This is a genomic window from Blastocatellia bacterium, assembly GCA_025055075.1.
In the GTDB taxonomy this organism is placed as follows: Bacteria; Acidobacteriota; Blastocatellia; order HR10; family HR10; genus HR10.
Window position 1 is genome coordinate 53602 of sequence record JANWYV010000034.1, and the last position, 25865, is coordinate 79466.

The 25865-nt window shown below is 61.6% G+C and carries 22 protein-coding genes; 16 read left to right on the top strand and 6 right to left on the bottom strand.

The window, feature by feature from the left end:
- Positions 1–68 precede the first annotated feature (68 nt).
- From NZ746_08895 to NZ746_08935, 9 genes are all read left to right on the top strand, one after another.
- On the top strand, positions 69–1379 hold the full coding sequence (locus tag NZ746_08895; protein MCS6817484.1) for a Zn-dependent hydrolase: 1311 nt from the start codon (positions 69–71) through the stop codon (positions 1377–1379).
- A gap of 13 nt (positions 1380–1392) precedes the next feature.
- Positions 1393–3165 carry a M23 family metallopeptidase gene (locus NZ746_08900; protein MCS6817485.1) on the top strand — a complete coding sequence of 591 codons (1773 nt, stop codon included), beginning with the start codon at positions 1393–1395 and terminating at the stop codon, positions 3163–3165.
- Positions 3162–3620, top strand: coding sequence for a GIY-YIG nuclease family protein (locus tag NZ746_08905; GenBank protein MCS6817486.1), 459 nt, complete (start codon positions 3162–3164; stop codon positions 3618–3620). Before NZ746_08900 ends, NZ746_08905 begins: the two co-directional genes overlap by 4 nt.
- A 12-nt stretch (positions 3621–3632) precedes the next feature.
- Positions 3633–5498: a bifunctional homocysteine S-methyltransferase/methylenetetrahydrofolate reductase gene (locus tag NZ746_08910; GenBank protein MCS6817487.1), complete on the top strand. Its 1866-nt coding sequence runs from the start codon at positions 3633–3635 to the stop codon at positions 5496–5498.
- Positions 5499–5575: 77 nt separating this feature from the next.
- Positions 5576–6748 carry a cysteine desulfurase gene (locus tag NZ746_08915; GenBank protein ID MCS6817488.1) on the top strand — a complete coding sequence of 391 codons (1173 nt, stop codon included), beginning with the start codon at positions 5576–5578 and terminating at the stop codon, positions 6746–6748.
- The gene (gene thiI, locus NZ746_08920) at positions 6745–7944 is read left to right on the top strand and encodes a tRNA 4-thiouridine(8) synthase ThiI (GenBank protein ID MCS6817489.1); all 1200 of its coding nucleotides are present in this window, start codon (positions 6745–6747) and stop codon (positions 7942–7944) included. The genes NZ746_08915 and thiI overlap by 4 nt, the downstream gene beginning before the upstream one ends.
- 126 nt (positions 7945–8070) lie before the next feature.
- Positions 8071–8865, top strand: a complete 795-nt coding sequence (locus NZ746_08925) for an FTR1 family protein (GenBank protein ID MCS6817490.1) — start codon at positions 8071–8073, stop codon at positions 8863–8865.
- 57 nt (positions 8866–8922) lie between these two features.
- The gene (locus NZ746_08930) at positions 8923–10407 is read left to right on the top strand and encodes a DUF3142 domain-containing protein (protein MCS6817491.1); all 1485 of its coding nucleotides are present in this window, start codon (positions 8923–8925) and stop codon (positions 10405–10407) included.
- Positions 10408–10473: 66 nt separating this feature from the next.
- The gene (locus tag NZ746_08935) at positions 10474–11826 is read left to right on the top strand and encodes a tetratricopeptide repeat protein (GenBank protein ID MCS6817492.1); all 1353 of its coding nucleotides are present in this window, start codon (positions 10474–10476) and stop codon (positions 11824–11826) included.
- Between the two features lie 14 nt (positions 11827–11840).
- On the opposite strand, the gene NZ746_08940 is transcribed toward NZ746_08935, so the two are convergent.
- Positions 11841–13145 carry an amidohydrolase family protein gene (locus tag NZ746_08940; protein ID MCS6817493.1) on the bottom strand — a complete coding sequence of 435 codons (1305 nt, stop codon included), beginning with the start codon at positions 13143–13145 and terminating at the stop codon, positions 11841–11843.
- Positions 13146–13617: 472 nt separating this feature from the next.
- Between NZ746_08940 and NZ746_08945 the strand changes: the two genes are divergently transcribed.
- The 7 genes from NZ746_08945 (at position 13618) to cyoE (ending at position 22138) form a co-directional block, all read left to right on the top strand.
- Positions 13618–14160, top strand: a complete 543-nt coding sequence (locus tag NZ746_08945) for a Rieske 2Fe-2S domain-containing protein (protein ID MCS6817494.1) — start codon at positions 13618–13620, stop codon at positions 14158–14160.
- 46 nt (positions 14161–14206) lie between these two features.
- Positions 14207–15115, top strand: a complete 909-nt coding sequence (locus NZ746_08950) for a cytochrome b N-terminal domain-containing protein (GenBank protein MCS6817495.1) — start codon at positions 14207–14209, stop codon at positions 15113–15115.
- A gap of 37 nt (positions 15116–15152) precedes the next feature.
- A complete protein-coding gene (locus NZ746_08955; GenBank protein MCS6817496.1) occupies positions 15153–16088 on the top strand; it encodes a cytochrome C in 936 nt (311 codons plus the stop codon).
- Between the two features lie 24 nt (positions 16089–16112).
- Positions 16113–19301, top strand: a complete 3189-nt coding sequence (locus NZ746_08960; GenBank protein MCS6817497.1) for a c-type cytochrome — start codon at positions 16113–16115, stop codon at positions 19299–19301.
- A 33-nt stretch (positions 19302–19334) separates the two neighbouring features.
- Positions 19335–20195, top strand: a complete 861-nt coding sequence (locus tag NZ746_08965) for a carboxypeptidase regulatory-like domain-containing protein (GenBank protein MCS6817498.1) — start codon at positions 19335–19337, stop codon at positions 20193–20195.
- 93 nt (positions 20196–20288) lie between these two features.
- Positions 20289–21218, top strand: coding sequence for a COX15/CtaA family protein (locus NZ746_08970; GenBank protein ID MCS6817499.1), 930 nt, complete (start codon positions 20289–20291; stop codon positions 21216–21218).
- Positions 21218–22138 (top strand): heme o synthase, encoded by a 921-nt coding sequence (gene cyoE / locus NZ746_08975; GenBank protein ID MCS6817500.1) that lies wholly within the window; start codon positions 21218–21220, stop codon positions 22136–22138. The genes NZ746_08970 and cyoE overlap by 1 nt, the downstream gene beginning before the upstream one ends.
- On the opposite strand, the gene NZ746_08980 is transcribed toward cyoE, so the two are convergent.
- Genes NZ746_08980 through NZ746_09000 form a run of 5 tightly spaced genes read right to left on the bottom strand, consistent with a single transcriptional unit; the run spans position 22107 to position 25841 of the window.
- Positions 22107–22421: a hypothetical protein gene (locus tag NZ746_08980; GenBank protein ID MCS6817501.1), complete on the bottom strand. Its 315-nt coding sequence runs from the start codon at positions 22419–22421 to the stop codon at positions 22107–22109. The genes cyoE and NZ746_08980 overlap by 32 nt on opposite strands.
- A 12-nt stretch (positions 22422–22433) precedes the next feature.
- Entirely contained in the window at positions 22434–22745 is a 312-nt protein-coding gene (locus tag NZ746_08985) for a cytochrome C oxidase subunit IV family protein (protein ID MCS6817502.1), read from the bottom strand.
- Between the two features lie 14 nt (positions 22746–22759).
- Positions 22760–23389 carry a cytochrome c oxidase subunit 3 gene (locus tag NZ746_08990; protein MCS6817503.1) on the bottom strand — a complete coding sequence of 210 codons (630 nt, stop codon included), beginning with the start codon at positions 23387–23389 and terminating at the stop codon, positions 22760–22762.
- Between the two features lie 5 nt (positions 23390–23394).
- Positions 23395–24072: a heme-copper oxidase subunit III gene (locus NZ746_08995; GenBank protein MCS6817504.1), complete on the bottom strand. Its 678-nt coding sequence runs from the start codon at positions 24070–24072 to the stop codon at positions 23395–23397.
- A gap of 5 nt (positions 24073–24077) precedes the next feature.
- Positions 24078–25841, bottom strand: a complete 1764-nt coding sequence (locus NZ746_09000) for a cbb3-type cytochrome c oxidase subunit I (GenBank protein MCS6817505.1) — start codon at positions 25839–25841, stop codon at positions 24078–24080.
- Between the last annotated feature and the right edge of the window lie 24 nt (positions 25842–25865).

Below are 25865 nucleotides of genomic sequence, written 5' to 3' on the forward strand. Positions count from 1 at the left end.
TCGCGTTCGTCGCGCTTGAGTATAGGGGATCGCGAGCGCATGATCATTCTTTCCTAGGGAGGAGGAAAATGAGCGTGCGCCGATTGGGATTGGGGAGCATCCTGTTGCTCACTGCGTTGTGTGGCGCCGTATCCGCGCAGGAAGTCACACTACGTGCGAATGCGGCGCGGATGGAGGAGCGCATCCTTCGTTTGGCCGAATTCGGAAAGGACCCGCGCGGGGGCGTTAGCCGCCTGGCCTTCAGCGAGGCGGATCTTCAAGGGCGGGCGTATATCATCTCGCTCATGCGCCAAGCGGGTCTGACTGTGCGCGTGGATCCGGCGGGCAATATCATCGGACGTCGCGAGGGTCGCGAGCCGCATCTGCCCCCGATCGTCTTCGGTTCGCACATTGATTCTGTGCCCAATGGCGGGCGCTACGATGGCGTCGTTGGCGTCATCGGCGCCATCGAATGCATCGAAGTGCTGAATGCGCACGGCGTGATGACGCGACATCCATTGGAAGTGATCGTCTTCGCTGCCGAAGAGGGAGGCCTTTTCGGCAGTCGGGCGCTCATCGGGGCATTGACGCCGGAGGCGCTGGCCGTCGTCACCAATAGTGGGAAAACCGTGCGCGACGGTATCCGCGCGATAGGCGGTGATCCGGATCGGCTCGCTGAGGCCGTGCGCCGTCCGGGAGAAGTCAAAGCCTTCCTCGAACTGCACGTCGAACAGGGAGGGGTGCTCGAAGCCGAGGGCGCGCAGATTGGCGTCGTCGAGGGGATCGTCGGCATCCGACGGTGGGACGTGGAGGTCGAAGGGTTCGCCAATCACGCAGGGACGACGCCGATGAATCAGCGCCGCGATGCGCTCGTGGCAGCGGCCGAACTGATCCTCGCTGTGAATCGCGTGGTGACGAGCGTACCCGGACGTCAGGTGGGAACCGTCGGTCGTATCGTCGCTGAGCCCGGTGCTGTCAACGTCATCCCGGGGCGCGTCCGCATGAGTCTGGAGCTGCGCGATCTCTCGGCCGAGAAGATCGAACAGCTCTTCGAACGCATTCGCGACGAGGCTCGCGCCATCGAGAACCGACGCAGTGTGACGATCACTTTCACACCCATTGATGCGACGGCCATCCCCGCTCCAACCGATGCGCGCGTGCGTCAGCTCATCGCGGAGACAGCTCGCGAGCTGGGCCTGCGCGCGATCTTCATGCCGAGTGGCGCCGGACACGATGCGCAGAACATGGCGCGTATTGCTCCAACCGGCATGATCTTCGTGCCGAGCGTTGGTGGCATCAGTCACTCTCCTCAGGAATACACGCGCCCCGAGGATTTGGCCAACGGCGCGACCGTGTTATTGCATACGATCTTGAAAATTGATCGTGGCGCCTTACCCTGATTCGATGTGCGTCGTGCGGAAGAAGGCGATCGGTCTGTTGCTCATCGTGACGGTGGGGTTCGCCTTCGCGCCGACCGAGCGCGCCGAGGATCGGTGGGAGCAGTATGTGAACGAAAAGCATGGATGCTCGCTCTACTACCGACCCGCGCAATGGAACCTGCGGGTGCAATCCGGTTCGGGCAGCGAAACCGCGATCTTCATGGCGCAGGATGATCCAGAGGTCATGGCCGTGTTGAACATGTTCGATCCGGTGCCGAACCTCACACTCCATCCCCGACAACTCTTCGACATGGACCGGGGAGCGTTGGCGACGATCTTCGGTGGCTTGACGATCCAAGAGGAGCGCGTCCTGACGCTCTCGGGAGCGACGGCGCATCAGGTGACTTTCGAAGGACGGGAGAAACGAGTGACTCGGTACACGATTGTCCATCGCGGTTCCGTCTACTTGCTCGTGTACATCGCGCCGAAGTCGAAATACGCGTCGTATCTGCCGGGTTTCCGCGCCATGGTCGAGACATTTCGCATCTTCGGCACGGGCGTTCCCGAAGCCGATCCTCGCACGCTCTCGCCTGAAGTGGTGGCCGAACCCGCTGGGGAGCGCGCCTTGCGCATTCGCACGCAGCCGGATCCCGTGTTCGTGGAGATTCGAGAGGGGGATCAGAATTGGCATTATCATCTCATCCTGGCGAACCCGCATGACAGCGAGGTCGAGCTTCGAGAGATCCGCGTGCGCTATGTGAGCGAGGGGCGCGTGGTGGACGAGACGCGGCTCGATCCGCCCGCGATCCAGCGCGTGATGGAAGGAGGATCGAATCGCCTTCCGCCGAAGGGGGAAGTGCGATGGCGCGATCACGCGGGACATCGCGAGCGCGCGCCCGAGAGCATCGAGTATGCGATCTTCTTCCGCGCGGAAGATCGGTTATGGCAGCAGACGCATCGCGTCTCCTTGCTTCGCTATCAACAGAAGACGCGATTCACGCTCCCCTTCAACGGAGTGTGGCGCGTGTGGCGCGGGCATGAGGTCTTCGAGGGACATCGGCAGCGAGCCGATGCACAAGCCTTCGCGTACGACTTCATCTACGAGCGAGGGGGAAGCGATCGCCGTCCCCCAGAAGCGCGCGCCAGAGCCAGGGCAGCGCGCCGTGCGCGACCGACTCGCGACGGCGTAGCGTGGTCGCTCGCGGATTTTTACGCCTTCGGTCGGAAGGTCCTGGCACCGGCCGATGGACGCGTCGTGCGCGCTGTGGATGGCGAGCCCGACCGTCCTCCGGTCGCGACGCGCTTGCGAAGAGCGCAGCCCTCGGGAGAGGATCCACGCCAGATCTTCGGCAATTACATCGTCATTGATCACGGCCATGGGGAATTCAGCGTGCTCGCGCATCTGAAGCGAGGATCGGTGCGCGTGAAGCGAGGGGATCACGTGAAGCGCGGTCAAGTCCTGGCCGAATGTGGGAATTCTGGAGCAAGTCCACAACCGCATCTCCATTTTCACGTCATGGATGGGCCAGACCCGATGCGAAGTCGGGGCTTGCCCGTGCGATTTGAGAATTATCGCCTCTGGCGCGGCGGGCGCGTCACGCTCGTTCGTTCAGGGGTTCTGCGCGCGGGCGAACGCGTGGAGCGCGTGATCGAACCGACGCGTCGTGCGCCCACTCGTAGGCCTGCTCGCCCGGCGAGATCGCGACGGCGTGCTGGTCTCTTCCCATGGAATGATTCGGTGGGGAATCCGGCGGTCGTCAACGTGCCCTCTGCTGTCCGCCCGGTTACTTCTGGAGGCGCGGGATGACAGGGGAAAGCGGTGTCTATTGCGTGATCGTGCGCTTGGAGCGCGAGGCGCGTATTCGCGTCGGGCGGTTCGGTCTCAAGACGTTTGCTCCCGGAACGTATGTGTACACGGGACGAGCAGCGCGCGGCCTCAGAGCGCGCTTGGCCCGGCATCTTCAGCGTCGGAAATCGAAGCGATGGCACATTGACCATCTGACGACTCACCGATGGGCGCGCATCATCGGCGTCGTCGTCCTGTTGGGCGACGCCGCGCGCGAATGTCAAGTGCACCAACGCGTGAGGGCCGCCGCACAGGGTGATGTGCCTGGCTTCGGAGCGAGCGATTGCCGAAGTGGATGCCGATCGCATCTAGCGTACTTCGCGTTGCCGAGAGGTCCTGCGACGAAGATGATGGGACGACGTTCGCCAGAGCGAACGCGGAAAGGCACGATGGTCAAGGCCGAAGGCCTTCGGTAGAATTACGGGACAATGGGCACAACGTTTCTGGATCGGCTCAATCGGGAAGTGCTCCTGGCCGACGGAGCGATGGGAACGCTCCTTCTGGCTCGTGGGATCGAGCCCAAGGCGCTCATGGAACAGAACCTCACCAATCCGGACCTCATTCGCCAGATTCACCTCGACTACATTCGAGCGGGCGCGCAGTTGATTGAGACGAACACGTTCCTAGCGAACCGGCTGCGTCTGGCCGAATATGGATTGGAATCGGAGTTGGAGGCCATCAATCGGGCGGCTGTTCGAATCGCGCGCGAGGCCGTGCGGATGAGCGGCGAGGAGGTCTTCATCGCGGGTTCCGTGGGACCGTTGGGCGCGTTGGTCAAGCCCTATGGGAATCTCACCTTGGACGATCTCTCGGCGGCATATGTCGAGCAGATCGCTATCCTCGTGGATGAGGGGGTGGACGTCATCATCATCGAGACGCATCCGAGCTTACTGGAGGCTCTCGAGGCCGTGCGCGCGGCCAAGACCGTCTCGCCCACGACGCCCATCATCGCGCAGATGACGTTTCTGGAGGATGGGAAATCGAAATTCGGAGACGATCTGCGCCGCTCTCTGGAAGCGCTGGCCGCTGCCGACGCCGATGTGGTGGGCGTCAATTGCAGCGGGCCGCAGATGACCTACGACATCATCTACGAATTCTTGACGACGACCGAGCTGCCCGTCTCCATCATGCCGAATGCGGGCGTGCCGCAGTTCATCGGCGGGCGGACGATCTATCTCTCCTCGCCGGAATACCTGCGGGAGTACGCGCGCCGTTTCGTCGAAGCAGGCGCCAATATCCTCGGCGGTTGTTGCGGGACGACGCCTGAACATATTCGGGCGATGGGCGTCGTCGTGCGCGGCCAGGTCCCTCGACGCGTGCGACAGCGCGTCGCCGTGTCCGTTGGGGTGAGGGAGGAGCTGACGACCGCGTCCTCCGCGGTGCTCCCAGCGAGGTTTCGCGAACGCTTGGGGCGCGAATTCGTCGTGGTGGTGGAAGTGCACCCCCCTCGAGGAGTGGACTATCGGACGCCGATCGAGCACATTCGCCGACTCGCACAGTGTGGTGTGGATGCCGTGAGCGTGCACGATCCGCCCGAAGCGCGCGTGAGCCTCTCGAGCTTCGTCTTCGCCCACGTGATTCAGACGCAGGCGGGCGTCGAGGCGATCTGGCATCTCTCCTGTCGGGATCGCACGCTCGCGGCGATTCATTCGGAGTTGCTCGGAGCGGCCGTGCTCGGCGTGCGCAACGTCTTAGCCCTCACGGGAGAGGCCGCGAGCGTCGGCGAATGGCCGCGCTGGCCCTCGGCCCACGACGTGAGCGCAACGGGATTGGTGAAAATCATCGAGGGCTTGAATCGAGGACGCACATTGACCGGAAACGATATCGGATCGCCGACGGACTTTCGCGTCGGTGTGCTCGCGCAGGTTGGCGCTGAGGACGTCGAGGCCGAGTTTCGTAAGCTCGAGGAGCGCGTGGAAGCTGGAGCGCATTTCATCGTCACGACGCCGGTTTTCGACCTGCCGCGCTTCGAGTGGTTTTGGAAACGTTGCCTCGCGTTCGGTCTCCCCATCCTCGTGGGCATCCTCCCGCTCAAGAGCGCGCGCCATGCCGAGTTCCTTCATCACGAAGTGCCGGGGATCACCATTCCCGAGGTGTTGCGCGAACGGCTGCGTCGGGCGCAGGAGAACGAAAGCGCCGAAGGCATGCGCATCGCTCGCGAATTGATCGCACAGCTTCGACCGCATGTGGCGGGCGTGTATTTGATCCCCCCCTCGGAGCGATGGGAGGCGCTGCCGGACATGCTCGTCGCCTGTCTCCCCGAGGCGCAGAGGACGGACGCGCTCGGGGCGTGAGCGCGCTTCCTCATCCGCGTGGGGGGATGCAGACCCGCGCTTTCCCCATCCGTTCGAATGGGCTAAACTATCTCCCTATGCGGCGTGAGGTCTATCTGGACAATAATGCGACGACGCCGGTTGCTCCGGAAGTCGTGGAAGCGATGGCTTCCTACTGGCAGGATCGCTTTGGCAACCCCTCGAGCCTGCATCGAAAAGGCGTGGAGGCTGAACGAGCCGTGCGTGAGAGTCGGGCGACGATCGCGCGTCTGCTGGGCGTGAAGGAGAACGAGGTCATCTTCACATCCGGAGGCACGGAGGGGGATAATCTGGCGATCAAGGGTGTGGCCCGCGCCTTGCGGCGTCGAGGGATACACATCATCACGACGAAGATCGAGCATCCGGCCGTCCTGGAGAGCTGTCGAGATTTGGAGGCTGAGGGATTCCGCGTGACCTATCTCGATGTGGATGCGGACGGCCTGGTGACTCCGGAGGCCGTCGAAGCCGCCCTCACGCCGGGGACGATCCTCGTCTCGATCATGCACGTCAATAACGAGCTGGGGACAATTCTACCGATCTCCGAGATCGCTGAGCGCGTGAAGCGTCGGAATCCGGAGATCGTCGTCCATTCCGATGGGGTGCAAGCCATCGGGAAGACGCCCGTCGATCTGCGCGGGGTGGATCTCTATACGATCAGCGGGCACAAGATTCACGCGCCCAAAGGCACGGGCGCGCTCATCGTGCGCGAGGGGGTACGGCTCGTGCCGCTCTTCTCTGGTGGGGGACAGGAGCGAGGGTTGCGCTCGGGGACGGAGAACGTGGCTGGGATCGTCGCGTTGGCGCGCGCGCTGGAGTTGGCGTGCGAGAATCTGGAGGAGAGACTCGCGTATTTCCGGACCTTGCGCGAGCGTTTCCTCGACGGCGTGCGGCGGATCGACAGAGCGCGAATCAATTCGCCCGAGCGGAGCGTCCCGACGACCGTGAACGTTTCGTTCCCCGGGATCCCCGCCGAAGTCTTACTGCATGCGCTGGAGGAAGAGGGCATATTCGCCTCCACAGGGGCCGCGTGCGCGAGTCGGAAGCGGCGGCGCAGTCATGTCCTGGAGGCTATGCGTTTGCCACCCGAAGTCATTGACTCGAGCCTGCGCTTCAGCTTCTCTCGCTACACGACCGTGGAGGACATCGAGTGGGCCGTGCATGCCCTCCAGCACGCCGTGGAGCGACTCGCAATCGAAGCATCCCGTGCGACGCTGACGTTCACTCGACGATGAGGCACGCCATCCTCGTTCGCTACGACGAGATCGGCATCAAGGGGAAAAATCGCCCGGATTTCGTGCGTCGGCTGGTTGCGAACATCCAGCGGGCGACCGGTCTCTCGAAGGAGGAAATTCAGGTCGAGTGGGGACGAATCTATCTCCATCCTTCCGGGGATCCGCAGGGGGTGTGCGAACGTCTCTCGCGAGTTTTCGGGGTGAAGAGCTTCAGCGTGGTTCTCGCTGTGCCGCATGATCTGGACTGCATGCGAGAAGCTGCCGTCGAACTCGCCCGCCGCGCTCTGGCGCGCGGAGCGCGAACGTTCAAGATCGAAGCGCGTCGAAGCTTCAAGGCCTTCCCTCTGAACTCGATGGAGATTAACCGCGAATTGGGGCACGCGGTTTCACAAGCGCTCCCTGAGCTCCGCGTGGAGGTGAGAGCACCAGAGGTCGTTCTCGAAGTCGAGGTGCGAAAGGAAGGCGTCTTCCTCGGCTCTGAACGTATTCCCGGTCCTGGAGGGCTTCCCGTCGGTGTCGCCGGTCGCGCGCTCCTGTTGCTCTCAGGAGGCATTGATAGTCCCGTCGCCGGATGGATGCTCATGAAGCGCGGTGTGGCCGTAGACGCTGTGTACTTTCACAGCCCGCCGTATGTCGGTGAGAAAGCTAAGGAGAAGGTACTGGAGCTGGGACGCGTCCTCGCTCGCTGGCGCGCCGAAGCACTCACCATTTATGTGCCGCACTTCACGGAGATCCAGGTCGAGGTCTCGCGTGTCACTCCCCCACCGCTTTGGACGATCCTCTTTCGCCGGTTCATGCATCGCGTGGCCGAACGGATCGCACAGACATATAGGTATGGAGCCTTGGCCACGGGTGAGAGCCTCGGTCAGGTCGCCAGCCAAACGATGAAGAATCTGGCCTGCGTGGACGCCGCGACCCGCATGCTCGTTTTGCGACCGCTCGTCGGTTGGGACAAGGCGGAGATCGTGCGGCTGGCCCGTCAGATCGGGACGTACGAGATTTCCATCCTGCCCTACGAGGACTGTTGCATCCTCTTCGCCCCTCGCCATCCGGAGACGCATGCGCGTTTGGAGCGCGTGGAAGCGATCGAAGCGCCTCTGGATGTCCCTCGCTTGGTCAAAAGCGCCCTCGAGCGCATGGAGATCTTCTCGGTGACGGAGCGCGACATCTCCGTCGTCCCCTCTCCCTCGGCCTGATGGGCTTCTCCCTCCCGTCGGCCTCCGTTCGCGCCAAGATTGAAATTGAAAACCTTTTTCGATTCTGCTACAGTCCCTTCTTGCGGCTCGTCGGGGCCGCGCATGTACGGTGAGGAGGGAAAAGAGATGACGCAAGCCTTCGTCATCGTCTTGCGCGAGGGGTTCGAAGCGTTCTTGATCGTCGCCATCACGCTGACGTACTTGCGAAAGACGGGACGGATGGGATTGATTCCGGCGGTCTACGTCGGCGTAGGGTTCTCGGTTCTGACAAGTGCGATCCTCGGCTATTGGCTTTTGCAGGAGGTGAATCAGGCGCTCTGGGAGGGGATTTTCAGCGTGGTCGCCGCCGTGCTCGTGGCGACGTTGGTGATCCACATGTGGCGGACGGCGCCGCGATTGAAGCAGATCATGCATCGGCAGATTGATGAGATCGCGGCGCGACGTACGCCGCGCGCGGCGTGGCTGGGCATGTTCGCCTTCACCACGGTGATGATCACGCGCGAAGGGATGGAGACGGCGCTCATGCTCATGCAAGTTCGGGGACGGTATTTCTGGGGGGCTCTTCTGGGCTTAGGGGCAGCGATCCTCATGGCGCTGCTGTGGGCGCGGTTCGGGCACCTCATCAATCTGAAGCTCTTTTTCCAAGTCACGAGCATCTTTCTCCTCCTCTTCGCCGGGCAAATCCTCATCTATGCCTTCCACGAATTGGCTGAAGCGGGCCTGTGGCCAAACAGCGAGCATCTGCACGAGATCACCGAGCCGTATTCCCCGACGGGCCTTTACGGACGATGGTTCGCGTTCGGCATCGTGTTGATCTGCGCCGGATGGTTGGCCGTTGCTTGGGGCATGGATCGCCTGCGCCGATCGGGCTTCAACGGCAGGCGTCTCCTACGGAGGAACGTATTTCGGGATGCGAGCTGAGGTTTCGGGGGCGGGACGAGCGACCGCCTCGGCCCGGGTGCGGTATAATCCGAGCTGATGGACGTGCGCTTCGGCGTTCGCGGGTTCATCGCTTGTGGGCTCGCTATTGGTTCGCTGAGCGGATGCGGCCCACCAGAACCCGAACGTTCGCGACCGCTGGAGCGCGCGGTGTGGATCGAACATGCGGCGTGGACGGCGACGAGGGATGATGAGCGAGCGCTCCGACTCATCGGGCCGCGAAGGATCTTCCTCAAGCTCGGCGATCTGGACGCCGGCGATGAGCGTCTGAGGTGGGCGTCGGAGGTGCGACCGAAGGCGCCGCCTCTACCGAGCGAGCTGATCTGTATTATCGGGGGAACGACGCGCTTCGTCGAGCGATTGTCTCGACTCTCTGAGACATCGCTCGCCGAACAGATGGTGACGCTTCTGCGCGAAGCTATCGAACGCGCCAAGAATGTCGGCGTCTCCTGCGCCGGTCTTCATCTGGACCTTCCCGCGGGCGCGCCGGTGGAGCAGTACGAGCGCGTGCTTGCGCGCGTGCGCGCACGATTGCCGCGTCCGCTGACGCTTTCGGCGACGATTCCGATCGCATGGGAGCGAGAGCGCGTCCTCTCGGATCTCCTTCGCCGACTCGACTTCTTCGTCCTCCGTCTGACGTCGGAGGAGGTTCCGAAGAATCTGGCATCGCTGCGCGCGGGCGTAGACGTTCGGGAGATCAGCTCTTGGATCCGTCGGTTCGAACGATGGGGCGTTCCTTTCTATGTCGAAGGGCGGGCTCAGGGGCAATGCTTTCTCCTCGATTCGGAGGGAAAGGTCATCTTCGCGTTGGGCGCCGCTCACCCGTTGAGTCTTTGGCGGCGGTTCGGCCTACGGCTCGTGGAGAGCTATCCTCTTGGGCTTGCCGAGGTGCGCATGCGCGTTCCAACGGATTTCTCCGGGGAATATGTCGTCATCATGGAAGCACGCGCGACGTCTCGTGTGGGAGAGCACGTTCTCCGTTCTGGAGATCGGCTCGCGTGTCGCTTGCCGACGGCACGCGCCGTGCGTCGTCAAATCGAGGCCATCGAGACGGTGCCGGGGATGTGGAAGCGCGGCTACGTGCTCTGGTATTCGGAAGCAGCACTCCCGTTGGCGCAGATCGCGCTCCTGGTGCGCGGCGGGGCCATGGAGCCGAAGTTGCAGGTGCAGGGAGAAATTCGAGCGTCTTCTCTTGTGCTTCGCGTTGAGAACGTGGGGCAGCAGGAGAGCGCCCTGATGCCGCGGGCCGTTGAGGTGCGGTTACGCATTGAGGGGGCGGCAGTGGGTCGGATCGAGCGAGGAGACTTCACTGAGGTCGTGCGCGAACCCGATCCCGATGCGGGAGGCCTCCGACTGGCGCTCTACGCTGACGGGATTGGAATGGGGGACGTCCTGCGCGCGGCCGTGAAAATCGCACCACGCGATACCCGCGTCCGCCTCTTCGCCGCATCTCGCGTGCGCGACCCAGATGACTTCATCACGCTTTCAGGACCGGAGGTGGAAGTTCTCTCGCACTCGCCGTGATCGCCCAAGGGGTGAAATCGCTCGATCGAACGTGATACAATGACCCCGATGCATCGAGGGCACGGCGTGAGAGGTGGACTCATCGGGATGGCGCTTCTTCTCACGGGGGGCGTTGGATGGGCCTCTCAGCAGCCCACATGGCCCTCCGATCCTCTATTCCGCGAAGTGCAGGTGGAAACTCGCGTCGAGGAGTATCCGCGCCGATTGCGCACGCTCTATCGGACGGCGGAGAGCTTGGCCGAGCTTGGGGATTTCGAGGAGGCGTTGCGCTATTACGACGAGGCGCTGCAGCTTCAGCGTCGGCATCGGGATCGACGCGGGATGAGTGTCACGCTCATGGCCATTGGCGACACTTATCTCTTCCGCATGGGGAAGCCGGAACAGTCGCTCAACGCCTATGCGCAGGCGTTGGAGCTGAAGCGCGAGGTCAAGGATCGGAAGGGAGAGCCTGAGGTGTTGCATCAGATGGCATATGCTCATTACGTGATGGGGCAGCACGAAGAGGCGGAGCGGCTGTATCGTCAGGTCCTCGATCTGGCACGGAAAGTGAAGAATCGTCGTGCCGAAGGGAACGCATTGAATGGGTTGGGGAATTGTCTGCTGGCGCGAGGCCAAGCGCCGGAAGCGCTGGCCATGTATGAGCAGGCACTTCCGGTGAGGAAGAAAGCCAAGGACGAGCGCGGCGTTGCCAACACGACCTACAACATCGGCCGCGCGTATATGGCGCTCGGGCAGGCGGAGCGTGCGATCGAATACTTCACGAAGGCGCTCGCGCTGCGCCGTGAGCTACTCGATGTGCGAGCCGAGGCCGAAACGCATTTCGATCTGGCGCGCGCGTCGGCGCAGGTGAACCGTTTGGAGGACGCGGTGCGACACTTTCAGGAAGCGGCGCAGTTGGCCCGAAGAACACGGCGACCGCGTTTGGAAGTGATGGCTTTGTATGCCGCCGGGGCGATCGAGCTGAATCGCGAGCGGCCTGAAGCCGCGATCGCGCTCTTGCGACAAGCGCTCGAGCGCGCTCGCGGGAACCACGACTTTCGGCGGGAGCATCGGTTGGTCTTAGTGAGTCTCGGCTCCGCCTATTTCCTGGCTGGCAAATACACCGAGGCCGCGCACACCTACGGAGAGGGAGTGCGCGCGGCTCATACCGAAGGGGATCGCTTCTTGCTCGCCGAACTTCTGTTCGGATTGGGCCAGGTACAAGCGGCGCAAGCGAACTACCGCCATGCCTTGGCGTGTTATTTCCACGCGCAACGCCTGTTGCCGGAAACGAACTCTCCGTTGGCTCAAGCCATTGAACGCCATGTGCACAAACTGCGAGAGCAGCTCGGCGATGAGCGGTTTGCCGAGGTCGAGGCCGAGGCGCGCGCGCATTCAGTGAACCTTCTGCGCGAGTTGACCGGCATCGAGCTGTGGTGATCGCGTGAATTCGCTCATCGCGCAACGTTCTTCACGACGACTCCTCCCTTCATGACGAAGACGACGCGTTCCAGAAGCGTGATGTCCGCGAGCGGATTTCCCTCGACGGCGATGAGGTCGGCGAACATCCCCGGTTCGAGAGCGCCGACGCGATCTGCCCATCCGAGCAGCTCGGCCGCCCAAATCGTCGCCGAGCGGAGAGCATCAAGAGGCGTCATCCCGTACTTGACCATGTAGGCGAATTGTTTCGCGTTATCACCGTGGGGATAGACGCCGGCATCCGTACCGAAGGCGATCTTGACACCGGCGCGCACGGCGCGTGCGAAATTCTCCCGTTGAATGGGACCGACGCGTCGCTCCTTCTCCAACGCTTCGGGAAGCATGCCCACGCGTTCCCCATGCTGGATGATGAACTCGTGGTTGTAGATGTCCATGACGAGATATGTCCCTCGCTCCTTCGCCAGCCGGAGGCCCTCTTCGTCAATGAAGCTCGCATGTTCGATGGAGTCGACGCCGGCGCGGATCGCCGCTTTGATCCCCTCCGCTCCATGCGCGTGCGCGGCGACCTTTCGTCCGAGCTTGTGTGCCTCTTCCACGATGGCCTGAAGCTCTTCGAAAGTGTACTGTTGCGTCCCCGGCTGGTCGCCTTTAGAGAGGACGCCGCCGGTGGCACAGACCTTGATGAGGTCTGCCCCATATTTGATCACTTCGCGAACTTTCGCGCGGACGGCCCAGGGCCCATCGGCCACGGCCTCGGCCTTATATCGAAATTCCGGAGCGAGCAGGTTGTTGTCACAATGGCCGCCAGTGATGCCGAGCGCCGGACCAGAGACGAGCATGCGCGGTCCAGGGACATCGCCTTCCGCAATGGCATCTCGTAGGGCGACGTCAGCGTAGCCAGATGCTCCGAGATTTCGCACGGTCGTGAATCCGGCTTGGAGCGTGCGCCATGCATTGGCCGCTCCATGAAGCGCCTCTCGGGGCACCGAGACGCTCAAGGCGCGATACCCCGCGTGCTCCGGATTGGCCGTCAAATGCACGTGCGCATCAATGAGTCCTGGCAAGACGGTCAGACGACTGAGATCGAGCACAGGAGTCTCCTTCGGAACACGCGCCAGCATGGCGTCGGCCGGTCCCACCTCCTTGATGCGATCCCCTTCGATGAGGATCGCGTGATTCGCGAGCACGCGCCCATGCCGGACGTCCACCAGAGCACCCGCCTTCACGACGAGACGAGCGGGGCCGGATTGCGCCCATCCGTTCGTCATCATTGGGGAGCAGACGATGAGGAGCATCAGAATGGCTCTCGTTCGTCTCATCTTCGGCCTCCTCTCAGAACGGTGTCTTCGGAGAGTTAGCATACCCTCGGGCGGGCTGACAAGGGGCGGCAGTAGGCGCTATGCGAGTCGGCGGCGCGGATATTGACAGCGTGAGGCGAGGCGTATTATAAGAGAGCCTCTAAACGGCCTGGGGAACAAGGCGCGGTCATGGAGCCGGCATCATGCGAGGGGTGAGGACACGACTTTCAAGAGGACGCAGCTCTCAAGACGAACATCTCAGCAAGGTGAGGTCGGTCCTGCGGTGAGATTTGCCACGAGGCACTCGCGCGATCATGCGTCATCATAATTCGCATATTCGCTGGAATCGGCCCGAGAGAGGGCGCGCGAACAGCAGTCTTGCAACCGAAGCGCTTCTTGTTTCCCATCCACCTACGCTCCGCGAGCGTCTTCGCACCGTCGGCAGGGGTGCGAGAAGTTCGCGCGTGGACCTCGACCTTCGGGGGGAAGGGTTATGAAGACATCGCCACCTGCTACCGTCGAGCGGGAAGCGCCGGCCGTGGAGGCGGTTGAGTCCTCGTCGCTCACGGAGACGGTCAATAAGCTGCGGCGTCGCCTCGTGTGGACCGCTGTTTGGGGATTTCTGGCCACCAATTTCCTCATGTTCCTGCGCTTTTTCTTCCCCAGGGCGCTCTTTGAGCCGAGCCCCGTCTTTCGGATTGGCTATCCTTCGGATTTCAGCTTGGGGGTGGACACGCGGTTCCAGGAGCAGTATCGCATTTGGGTGGTGCGCACGACGGATCGGCTCTTCGTGATCTACGCTCGATGCACGCATCTGGGCTGCACGCCCATGTGGAGCCCGACGGAGAACAAGTTCAAATGTCCCTGCCATGGCAGCGGCTTCGATATGGAAGGGATTAACTTCGAAGGACCGGCACCGCGCCCGATGGATCGCGCGAAGGTGGAGCTTGACGCCCAGGGGCAGATCGTCGTGGACGTGAGCCGGCTCTATACGTCCAAGGAGTTCAACGAGCCCGGCGCTTATATCCCCGTATGAGCGCGAAGGGCATAGCCCGCGCCATCTCTTTCACGGGAGGGCCACTATGGACCGCGAGAAGGAGGGACGAAGCGGCGTTGGGGTCCTGGAGCGCGTTCGCGAGGAGACCGAACACCTGAAGGTGCGGCTCAAGGAGGAGCTCGAGGAACTGAAACAAGACCTCAAGGAGCCGCAGCGCACGCAACTTTGGAGATCCATCTTTCGCGTCCCGCATGAACGCACCACACCGCGCAATCGCGCCATTGCCGTTTTGGCGAATGTCTTCCTGCACCTGCATCCGGCGCGGATCAATCGCGATGCTGTGCGCTACAGCTACACGTGGGGCATGGGCGGGATCTCCTTCTATCTCTTCATCGTCCTCACGTTCACGGGCGTCCTGCTCATGTTCTACTACCATCCGACCAAGGTGCAAGCGTTCCGGGACATCCTCTACTTGGAGCATGATGTGCCGTTCGGGCGACTGTTGCGCAATATGCACCGATGGGCGGCGCATCTGATGGTCATCACGGTGTGGCTTCATATGTTCCGCGTCGTGCTCACGGGATCGTACAAACGGCCGCGCGAGTTCAATTGGTGTGTGGGCGTGATCCTGCTGGTCCTGACGCTGCTACTGAGCTTCACGGGGTATCTCTTGCCGGACGATCAATTGGGATTTTGGGCGGTGACGGTTGGAACGAACATGGCGCGCGCGACGCCGCTCATCGGGCATGAGGGGCCGTTCGGACCGCAGCTGGGAATGACGCCCTACAACGACGTGCGCTTCGCGTTGCTCGGCGGTTCGATCGTGGACTCGAACGCGCTCTTGCGGGCGTACATTTGGCATTGCATCGCGCTGCCTCTCATGGCGGCCATCTTTATGGGCGTGCACTTCTGGCGCGTGCGGAAGGATGGAGGGATTTCCGGACCGGCTCCAGTGATGTTGGAATCGGAGATGAAGCCGGTGCGGAAGGTCTGATCCCATTCGGAGGGATCGCTCGGCGGGGGAGAGGGGTATGGATTGGTATCAGCTCTGGCAGATCATTTCGGCACCCGACAATGTCCCCATCATCGGGTTGCTCGTCATCGTCCCATTCTACACCTGGTACGGATTGCGGCAAGCTCGGGCCAACGATCGGCTCATTCAAGAGCTGGAGGCGAATCCCGAACTGGCCAAGACGCATCATCGCAAAACATTCCCGTATCGGCCCGGCTGGCCGACAGAGGTGCATGTCTGGCCCTATCTTCTGCGCATTGAGTTCCTGGCGGCGATCATCGTGACGGCGCTGCTGATGGTATGGTCGCTCACGCTCGATGCGCCACTGGAGGAGCCGGCGAATCCGAATCTCACGCCGAATCCGTCCAAGGCGCCGTGGTATTTCGTGGGGTTGCAAGAGATGCTCGTTTACTTCGACCCCTGGTTCGCTGGCGTCGTGTTGCCAACGCTCATCATCATCGGACTCATGGCCTTTCCCTATGTGGACGCGAATCCGCTAGGGAACGGCTACTACACGTGGCGGCAACGGACGGTCGCCGTGGGAGCGTTCCTGATCGGCTTCTATCTCTGGATCGCGCTGATCATCGTGGGCGCACTGATGCGGGGACCTGGGTGGATGCTCTTTTGGCCGGGACAGACATGGGACCACACGCGCTTGGTCTATGAGGTGAATCGGGACTTGCCGGACATCTTCGGGATCACGAGCCCTTGGGGGAAGGGGATTTTCGGCTTCTTCGCCGTCGCGTTCTTTTATCTGGTCACTGGTTTCGGCATTCACAAATTGGTGACGCGCTCGCCGCTCAATCGCAAGATCTATGAGCGGACGAGCCTCATTCAGTATCTCGTCTTCCAGTTCTTCGCCATCACCATCCTGGTTGGCCTTCCGGCGAAGATCCTGCTGCGGCTTCTGTTCCGCATCAAGTATGTGTGGATCACGCCCTGGTTCAACATCTGACGACGAGCAAAGAGGGGGAGCGCCATGGAGAGAGAGACGGTCGAGCTTGAGCATCAGATGGGCGTCGAGGAACCCGATCCCATCACGAGCCGCTCGATGAGCGGTCCGCTCTTGATCGCCTCGCTCGTGCTGGTGGGCACGCTCATCTGGGCGCTCTATGACGAGGTCTATGGGCGGCGTCCGTGGAAGGCCATGCAGCGGGAGTTCGTCGAACGCTACACGGCCTATTTGAAGCGGATTAAGCCGCGACAGGCGGCGACGGAGGCGGCGCTCAAGCAATCCCCCGAGTATCGGAAGTTGGAGCAAGAGTTGATGACGGCGCGCCAATCGGTCGCCCCGCGCGTGCAGGCGATTGACCGCGAGTTGGCGGAGATCGAGCGGCAATTGGAAGCCATTCGACCGGTCTTTCAGGACGCTCGTGCCAAGATCGGCGCGTTGACTTACGAATGGGAGGTGGCCAGCAGCGAGCGCGCCAAGGCGCAAAAGATGCGCGAGATCGAAGAGGCGAAGCGCGGTCCGTTTCGCGTGCGCCTGATCGCCGCCAATGGGGAGGGGAAGAACGAAGAATGGCGTCTGAATTTCGACGAACTCCAGCGCCGATTCCTGGCTCTGCAAGAGCGCAAGGCGCAATTGGTCTCCGAGCGCGCGCGGTTGCTTGAGCCGGTTGTGGCGATCGAGAGGAAGATGAGTCAATACCTGCAGGACAATCTCGTCGGGCTTGATCAAAGGCAGATTGATGGCTTGCTCCGCAAGATGGAGACGTTCAAGATCGAGCTGAAGCAGATCCACGTTCAAGAGGGAGATCTTGTGGACCGCTGCATCTCCTGCCATGTGGGGATCCTCGAGCCGCTACCCCTCACTGAGCAAATCATGGGGCGGAAGGCCTTCGTCAGCCATCCGAATCCCACCCTGCTTCGCATTCACAATCCCGAACGATTCGGATGCTCTCCGTGCCATGGCGGGAATGGGCGCGCGACGACGAACGTCGTGAAGGCGCACGGATTGAACAAACACTGGTTGTGGCCGCTCTACAAACCAGAGAATTACGAGGCCGGGTGTGTGCAATGCCATGTCCGCGATCGCGTCCTGGAAGGGGCGGAGGTCTTCAATCTCGGACGCGATCTCTACGAACTGAAGGGATGCGTCGGCTGCCATCGCTATGAGGGATATGATCGGGAGACCGATGCGCTCGTCGAGGTCCGGAAGACGATTCGCCAGTTGAATTTGGAGCGCGCCCAAAACGAGCGCGAGATTCGGCAGGCATTGCGCGCTGCCGATCAAGCGGCCGATGATCGCGAGGCGCGGCGCCTCTATGCCCTGGCCGAGACCCTGCGCGTCAAGAACAGCCAGATCGCCGATCGGTTGGAGCAATTGGAGTTGCAAGCGAAGTACCTCATGCAGGATCAGAAGAAAGTGGGGCCGAATCTGAAGGAGATTCGCCAGAAGCTGCGCAAGGAGTGGATTCCTGTTTGGATCGAGAATCCCCATGCGTTCCGGCCGACGACGAAGATGCCGCGCTTCCGATTGAGTCAGGAGGAAGTGCAGGCGATCTCGGCCTATCTCTGGCAGACGGCGTTGCGCGATCCCCTGCCGGCGCAACCGCCCGGCGATCCCATTCGCGGGCGCGAGTTGTTTGAGACGCGCGGGTGCTTAGCGTGTCACGCTATCGGCGAAGGTGCGCAAGCCATCGGTGGGACGTTCGCCGCCAACCTCTCGCGCGTGGGAGAGAAGGTCAACTACGACTACCTCGTCCGCTGGATCCACAATCCGCGCGAACGCACGCGTCCCTATTGTCCCAATGAGCGACGGGACATCGGGCCAGAGGATTATGCGAAGCGAGGGCTGCCATTCCGCTTCGACCTCAATCACTCGAAATGCCCGAATTGCGGCTCCGAGATGCAGGTCCAGCAAATGACCGTGATGCCGAGCTTCCGCCTCTCCTGGCAAGAGGCCCGAGATATTGCCAGTTTCCTGATGACGCAACGGCGTCCGGGGGTTTCGTATCCGCCCGCTCCCTTCATGGACGATCCCAAACTGCGGGCGCGCGGTGCGCAATTGATCCGCCGATATGGATGCGCGGGATGTCATGAGATCAGCGGATTCGAGGAGGAGCCGAGGATTGGGACAGAGTTGACGCGCGAGGGGAGCAAGCCAATAGAGCAATTGGATTTCGGCTTGCTGGCTCGCGAGGCGAAGCGGCAAGGTTGGTACAATCACAAGGGGTTCATCGAGAACAAGCTCCGGGACCCGGACATCTACGATCGCGGCAAGCTCAAGGCGCCCGAGGATCGGCTCCGCATGCCGGAGCCCAATCTCACGGAGGAGGAGATTCGGGCCCTGACGACTTTCCTGATCGGGAGCGTCAATGCGACGCTGCCGCCCAGTTATTACTACAAGCCTGATGATCAGCGGAAGGACATCCAAGAGGGCTGGTGGGTCATCAAGAAATACAACTGCATGGGGTGCCATACGATCATGCCGGGACAGCGTTCGGTCTTGAGCACGCTCCCTCGGTATCAGGATCCGGACTGGAAGGACCAATTGCCGCCAAGCTTGATTGGAGAAGGGGCGCGCGTGCGTCCGGACTGGTTGGCGCGATTTTTGGAGAATCCGGCCCTCAGCGAGACGAACCTGGAGCGCAACGGCGTGCGCGAGTATTTGAAGGTGCGCATGCCGACATTCTACTTCTCGCCGAATGAGATCCGTATCCTCGTGCGCTTCTTCGAGGCATTGTCCGCGCAAGCGCAGCCGTATGTCGAACCGAAGCTGGAGCCGATCACCGAGACGGAGCGCGCATTGGCCCGACAACTCTTCACCTCGCCAGCGGCTCCGTGTCTGCGATGTCATATGACGGGCGATCCCGCGCACGATCAGAGGGCGACAGCGCCCAATTTCCTGATCGCGCGCGAACGCTTGAAGCCTGGATGGACAGCGCGCTGGATGATTGATCCGCAAGCCATCAGTCCGGGCACGGCCATGCCCTCTGGACTCTTCCGCCGCGAAGGCAACCGATGGGTCTTCGCCGGACCCTTGCCGGAGGCCTTCAAGGCCTATCCGGGAGATCATGTGGATCTGCTCGTGCGCTACATGTTTCAACTGACGGCCGAGGAACAGCGACGTCTTCTCTCGGCTACGCGAGCGACATTGCGCGCTCGTCCGCCGGATACGCGCGTGGCGGTCGAGCGTTCGCGCGGTCGGAGAGGGGGAACGTGAGGTCATCATTCTAACATCTCGAGGGAGGTCACCATGACAATCTGGAGAGCGTCATCTCTGGTTTTGGTGCTCGTATTTGCCGCCCTCAGCCTTCAGTGCGGCCGGAGGCAAGAGGTCGGCGAGGCTCCCACGGAGGAAGGAGCCGCGCCAGCCGTCGCCTATCAGCCGACGGGCGATGAGGGGACAATCACCGGTGTCGTGAACTTCACGGGGCAACCGCCGCAGCGGCGTCGGATTCAAATGGACGCCGACCCGATCTGCGCTCAAAAGAATCCAAACGCTTTATCCGAGGACGTCATCGTTAACAACGGGAAGCTGCAGAACGTCTTCGTCTACGTCAAGAGCGGATTGGAAAAATATTCGTTCTCCGCACCTGCGGAAGAGCCCGTGCTCGATCAGAACGGATGCATGTATCGTCCGCGCGTGCTGGGCGTCATGGCCGGACAGAATCTGAAGATCATCACGAGCGACCCGACTAATCACAATGTGCATCCCACGCCGAAGAACAATCCCGAGTGGAACGTGAACCAACCGCCGGGATCGGAACCAATCATCCGTTCCTTCCCGCGTCCGGAGGTGATGATCCCGGTCAAGTGCAATCAGCATCCGTGGATGCGAGCCTACATCGGCGTCTTGCGCCATCCCTTCCACGCCGTGAGCCGGGAGGATGGGAGCTTCGAAATCAAAGGCCTTCCACCGGGCGAGTATGAGATCGAAGCCTGGCATGAGCGGTACGGCGCGCAAGTGGCGAAGGTGACCGTGGGGGCGAAGGAGACGAAGCGAATCGAATTCACTTATGCGGCCGGACAAGTCTATCGTCCGGGGTCGTTGCGCCTGATGCCCGCGCTCATGTTGCCGTGCTGTGAGGAAATGATGGGGCACGCGACCAAATGAGCGGATTCAGAGTGGGGGGGAGCCAATGGCCTCCCCCCATTGTTCGGCAATGAGCGGGCGTATGATCGAGGGGGGCCTAGAGGAGGGACATCAGTGAGAGAACGCGAAGGTCTCTATCGGTTCGCCTTAGTGACAGTCGGGGCGACGTTCGTCCTCATTGTGCTCGGCGCCTTAGTGACGAGCAACGAGGCGGGTGATTCTGTACCGGATTGGCCGACAGCCTTCGGGCGATGGCTTCCTCTGGAACAGATCGTTGGGAACGTCGTCTACGAGTATACGCATCGCGTCGTAGCGGCGACAGTGGGGCTTTTGACGCTCCTGCTGAATGTGGGGTTGTGGTGGAAAGAGGAGCGCGCGTGGGTGCGGCGGCTGGGGCTCATCGCGTTGTTGGCTGTCCTCGGACAAGCGGCTCTCGGTGGCGCGCGCGTCCTTCTCCTAGAGCATCGGTTCGTCTTTGCCCTCATCCATGCCTTCATGGCGCAATTCTTTTTCGGTCTCACGGTGAGTCTTGCCGTGGTGACCTCGCCGACGTGGAGGCGTTTCGAAACGAGTGAGCTGGAGACGCGATTGCCGGCGTATCTCCCCAAGCTCTGCAGCATCGCTATCGTTGGACTTTTCGTTCAGCTCCTACTTGGCGCGGGATTCCGCCATCGAGGCCTCGGGATTCTTCCTCATATTCTGGGAGCCATTGTCGTGAGCGCGCTCATCCTTGCCATCGTCTGGGGCGTGCGAAAGGTCGCGCGGGAACACGGAGCTGCGCTGCGCGTGATCGCTCGTCCGGCGCAGTGGACGGCCGGGTTGCTGGGGGTCCAACTCGGTTTGGGCATCGCCGCATATCTGGCGCGTCGAGCGGCGCGGTTCGATCCGCAGCCGCTCGAACCAATGGTCTCCCTCACCGTGGCTCATGTCGCCTGTGGCGCTTTGTTACTTGCGGCTTTGCTCGTACTCACGTGGCGGATATTTTGGCTGAGCGGGATGAGGCGAGCCGAGCCCGTCCTTCAGCCGGTGGGGGGGAGAATCTGATGAGCGCGCCAAGTGTGCAACTGCCTGCTCTCGAAGGCTGGCGGCGACATCCGCTGCTGGCCACGATGTGGGCCTATCTCGAGTTGACGAAGCCGGACATCACGCTCCTCGTCGTCATCACGGCGGCAGCTGCCTTCTGGCTGGGAGCGCGGCATCCGGTAGATCGCCTCCAGTTGCTGCATGTGCTTGTCGGGATCGCGGCGCTCTCCTCGGGTATCGGCGCGATGAATCATTACTTGGAGCGAGAGATCGATGCCCGAATGCGTCGGACGAAAGGACGACCTCTGCCAAGTGGTCGGCTGCGTCCGCGGCAGGCTTTGATCTTCGGCCTCGGCCTTTCGGCTTTCGCTGAGCTCTATCTGCTCGTTTTCCTCAATCCGCTGACGGCGCTTTTGGGCGCTCTGGCGTTCGCGAGTTATCTCTTTGCCTATACCCCCTTGAAGACGCGTACGACGCTCTGCACGACGGTCGGCGCCATTCCCGGCGCCATGCCGGCTTTGATGGGCTGGACGGCCTCGGGCAGCGAGATCGGTATCGGAGCGTGGATTCTCTTCGCCATCCTCTTCCTCTGGCAATTCCCGCATTTCTTTGCCATCGCGTGGATGTATCGGGAGGATTATGCCCGCGCGGGAATTCGGATGCTCCCAGTCGTTGATCCGGATGGTCATCGCACGGGACGGCAGATCGTCCTCTATACGCTTCTGCTTGTGGGGGTCAGCATCCTTCCCACATTCGTCAAGCTCTCGGGATCACATTACTTGGTCGGGGCGCTCCTTCTCGGAGGGTATTTTCTCTGGGAGAGCGTGCGCGCTGCACACACACACGCGCGGGGACATGCCCGTCGCGTCTTGAAAGCTTCAATCCTCTATCTGCCCCTCCTTTTGGGCCTCATGTGCTTCGATCCCCCATCTCTTCCGTGAAGGAAGGGGCGTGGGAGACCGTGCTCATACTTTCCATCTCCTCGCTCCGATCCTTCGGGCGATTCCAAAGCGTCAAGGCGAGCCAGAAGACGAGGCCGAAGATAGCAACCGGAGGGATCAAGAGGGTGACAATGGCCGCATTCAAGACCTTAGCGATCTCCTCCAACTGAGAGGAACCGGCGATAGCCGTTCGGCACATGGCGCATTGAGCGAGAACGGGGAAGACATCGCTCCCGAACCCGAGCGCGCATCCGAGGAGAAGACTCTTTTTGAACCAGCGCATCTTCCACTCCTCTCATCGGACGGCCAATCGCAGCGCGCGCACACTATCGGGGAAGAAGACCATGAGCAGCGTGATGCAGAGGACCATCGCAGGAATCAGCGTGACGACGAGATTCAATCGCTCGAAGCGCAGGTGCATGAAATGGGCCATGATGAGTGCCGCCTTGACGACCGAGAGACCCATCAGGAGAAAGAGCATCAATCCGACCGGCAGATGAAAATACGCGAGCGTGACTTCGATGGCCGTGAGCACGAGCAACCATGCCCACGTCAGGATGTAGAGCTTCGGTCCCGTTTCGACGTGTCCAGCATGGGAGATCTCCATAAGGCCCTCCTCCTTCACGGCATCTTCACCGAGAGCAGATACACCAAGGGGAAGATGAACATCCAGACGAGATCAACGAAGTGCCAATACAAGCCGCTGATCTCGACGTCCTCATGCGTGAAGCGCCCGCGGGAGACTCCGAGCGCGATGACGCCCAAGTAGATCACGCCGCTGATGACGTGCAGCATATGGAGTCCCGTGAGCGTGAAGAACGACGCGCCGAACAACGGCACGCCCCACGGATTCTCCCACAATCGGACGCCTTCCGCGATGAGTCCTGCCCATTCCTTCGCGTGCAAGAGGACGAAGAGGATCCCCCCGAGCATCGTGAGCAGGATGAAGCGGACGACACGGGGGCGATCGCCGAGGCTCGACGCCCGCACGGCCAGCGCCATCGTCAAGCTGCTCGACAACAGACAGAACGTCATCAGCGTCGCCAGGACAATGGTCGGCCAGAACTCAAACGGCATGGGCCAACGCTCGTTGGCGATCCGCACGTAGCTGTAACCGACCAAAAGCCCGGAGAAGGTCAGTGAGTCCGAGACGATGAAGAGCCACATGCCGAGCTTCTTCGAACCTACGGCGAAGGGAGAAACGCCTCCTCCCCATTCGGCGAAGCGGAGTCGTTCGGCTTTCTCGGCCATCGGCATCACCTCCAGAGGAAGAGCAGGATGAAGAGATATACCCACAGCCCATCCATGAAGTGCCAGTACAGGGCCGCCGCGCCCACCAAAGCGTCGTAATGCTTCAAGCGGTCGGGCGTCCCCATGAGGATCAAGCGCCGGCGCCAGCCACGCAGCGTGATGTATCCGAGCCCAAGAATCCCCCCAAGGATGTGGACGCCGTGCGCGGCCGTCAGCAGATAGAAGAACGAGCTGTGCGGGTTCGTATCCAGATAAATGCCTCGTGCAGCCAGTTGCCGCCACGCGCCATATTGGCCCGCCAGAAAGAGCAGGCCCAGCGCCACCGTCATCGAGAGCCACCACAGGGCCTCTCGAATCGCTTCGCGTCGTAAGAAAGCGCGCGAACGATGCAACGTCGCACTGCTCATCAGGAGCAGGAGCGTATTCGCCCACAGAATCGCCGGCGGATCGAGCGGTTGCCAATCTCCGCCAAGCCCTTGTCGCACGAGGTACGCGCTCGTGAACCCGAGAAACAGCATGCCGATCGAAGCAAGCGCGAAGAGCATCGCCAGGCGATAACTCCCCTCGGGCAAGCTCGGAGGACGCTCTCTACCTCCTCGTCCGCTATCGTCCGGGCGACCCGGAGGTCGCGAGCCGACAGCGATCGTCTCGATGTCCTTGAGCGAGCTGATGGGTTTCGCCATCGCGTCTATGCCTTAGTGGGCGCTGGAGGAGCTGTCTGCAGGATGTAGTCCTCAGCCGCTCCCGGCACACTGTATTCATACGGGCCATGATGGACGACCGGCGTCTGCGGTCCGAAGTTGTCATGCGGCGGCGGGGAAGGGATCGTCCATTCGAGCGTCGTCGCTCGCCAAGGGTTCACTTCAGCCTTCTTGCCCTTCCAGATGGACCAGAAGAAGTTGAAGAAGAAGAGCAGCTGCGCGCCCGCCGTGATCAAGGCCGCGATCGTGATGAAGACGTGAAGGGGTTGCAAAGGCGCAAGGAAATCAAAGCCCGCCGTCTCCGCATATCGGCGCGGATGTCCGGCAATCCCCATGACGTGCATGGGGATGAAGATGGCGTAGATGCCGATGAAGGTGAGCCAGAAGTGCAATTTCCCCAGCGTCTCGTTCATCATGCGCCCGAACATCTTCGGGAACCAATAGTAGGTTCCCGCGAAGATGCCGAAGATCGCCGCAACGCCCATGATAAGGTGGAAGTGGGCAACGACGAAGTACGTGTCATGCATCGGGATGTCGAGAGACGTCTGCCCCAAGATGATGCCCGAGAGGCCTCCGGTGACGAAGATCGAGACGAAGCCCAGAGCGAAGAGCATGGGGACGGTGAAACGAATTTGCGCTTTGTAGAGCGTCGCCAACCAGTTGAAGGTCTTGATGGCCGAGGGCACCCCGATCGAGAGCGTCAGAAGCGAAAAGGCGATCGCCGAATACGGGCTCATCCCACTCACGAACATGTGATGACCCCAGACCAGAAAGCCGAGCAGGCCGATGGCGAAGATCGCCGCGACCATCGCGCGGTAGCCGAAGATTGGTTTGCGCGCAAAGGTCGAGAGGACATGCGACGTGATCCCCATGCCCGGAAGGATAGCGATGTAAACCTCGGGATGGCCGAAGAACCAAAAGAGATGCTGCCACAGCAACGGCGAGCCGCCTTTGTGCGGGAGGATCTTGTCGCTGACGATGAGTCCACCGGGGACGAAGAAACTCGTTCCCCCCACGCGGTCCAGAAGCAGCAGGATGCCGCCAGCCAGCAATACGGGAAAGGCCAAAAGGGCGAGCACGGCCGTCGTGAACCACGCCCAAACGGTCAAAGGAAGGCGCGTCATTGACATGCCCTTTGTGCGAAGATTGAGGGTCGTCGTGATGAAGTTCAGGGCGCCTAGCAGAGAGGCGATGCAGAAGAGGGCGATGCTGAGAATCCACAAGTTTTGTCCCATGCCGAGTCCGGGGCCGGCGATTTCCCCCACAGCGCTCAAGGGAGCATACGCCGTCCATCCAGAGATCGGCGCCCCGCCCGAGACGAAGAACGCCGCCATGAGCACGAGGAATCCGGCCAATGTCACCCAAAACGAGAGCATATTCAAAACGGGGAACGCCATGTCATGCGCCCCGACCTGAATCGGCAAGAAGTAATTCCCGAATCCTCCAAGCGGGGCCGTCGTCAGCACGAAGAAGATCATGATCGTCCCGTGCATGGTCACGAGCGAGAGATAGAACTCGGGACTGATCGTCCCTCCCGCCATCGCATTCGGGAAGAGCTTCGCCAGAAGCGGCCATCGCTCCGTCGGCCACGCCAATCGCAGGCGCATGTAGAGCGACAGAACGATCCCAATCGCGACGGCCACCATGGCCAGGAAGAGGTACTGCAGCCCGATCACCTTGTGATCGGTGCTGAAGATGTAGCGTCGGATGAAACTCTTCGGCGCCGCATGTGTAGCAACGGCCTGCGTCATCGCCCTCCCTCCTCAGGGTTTTCA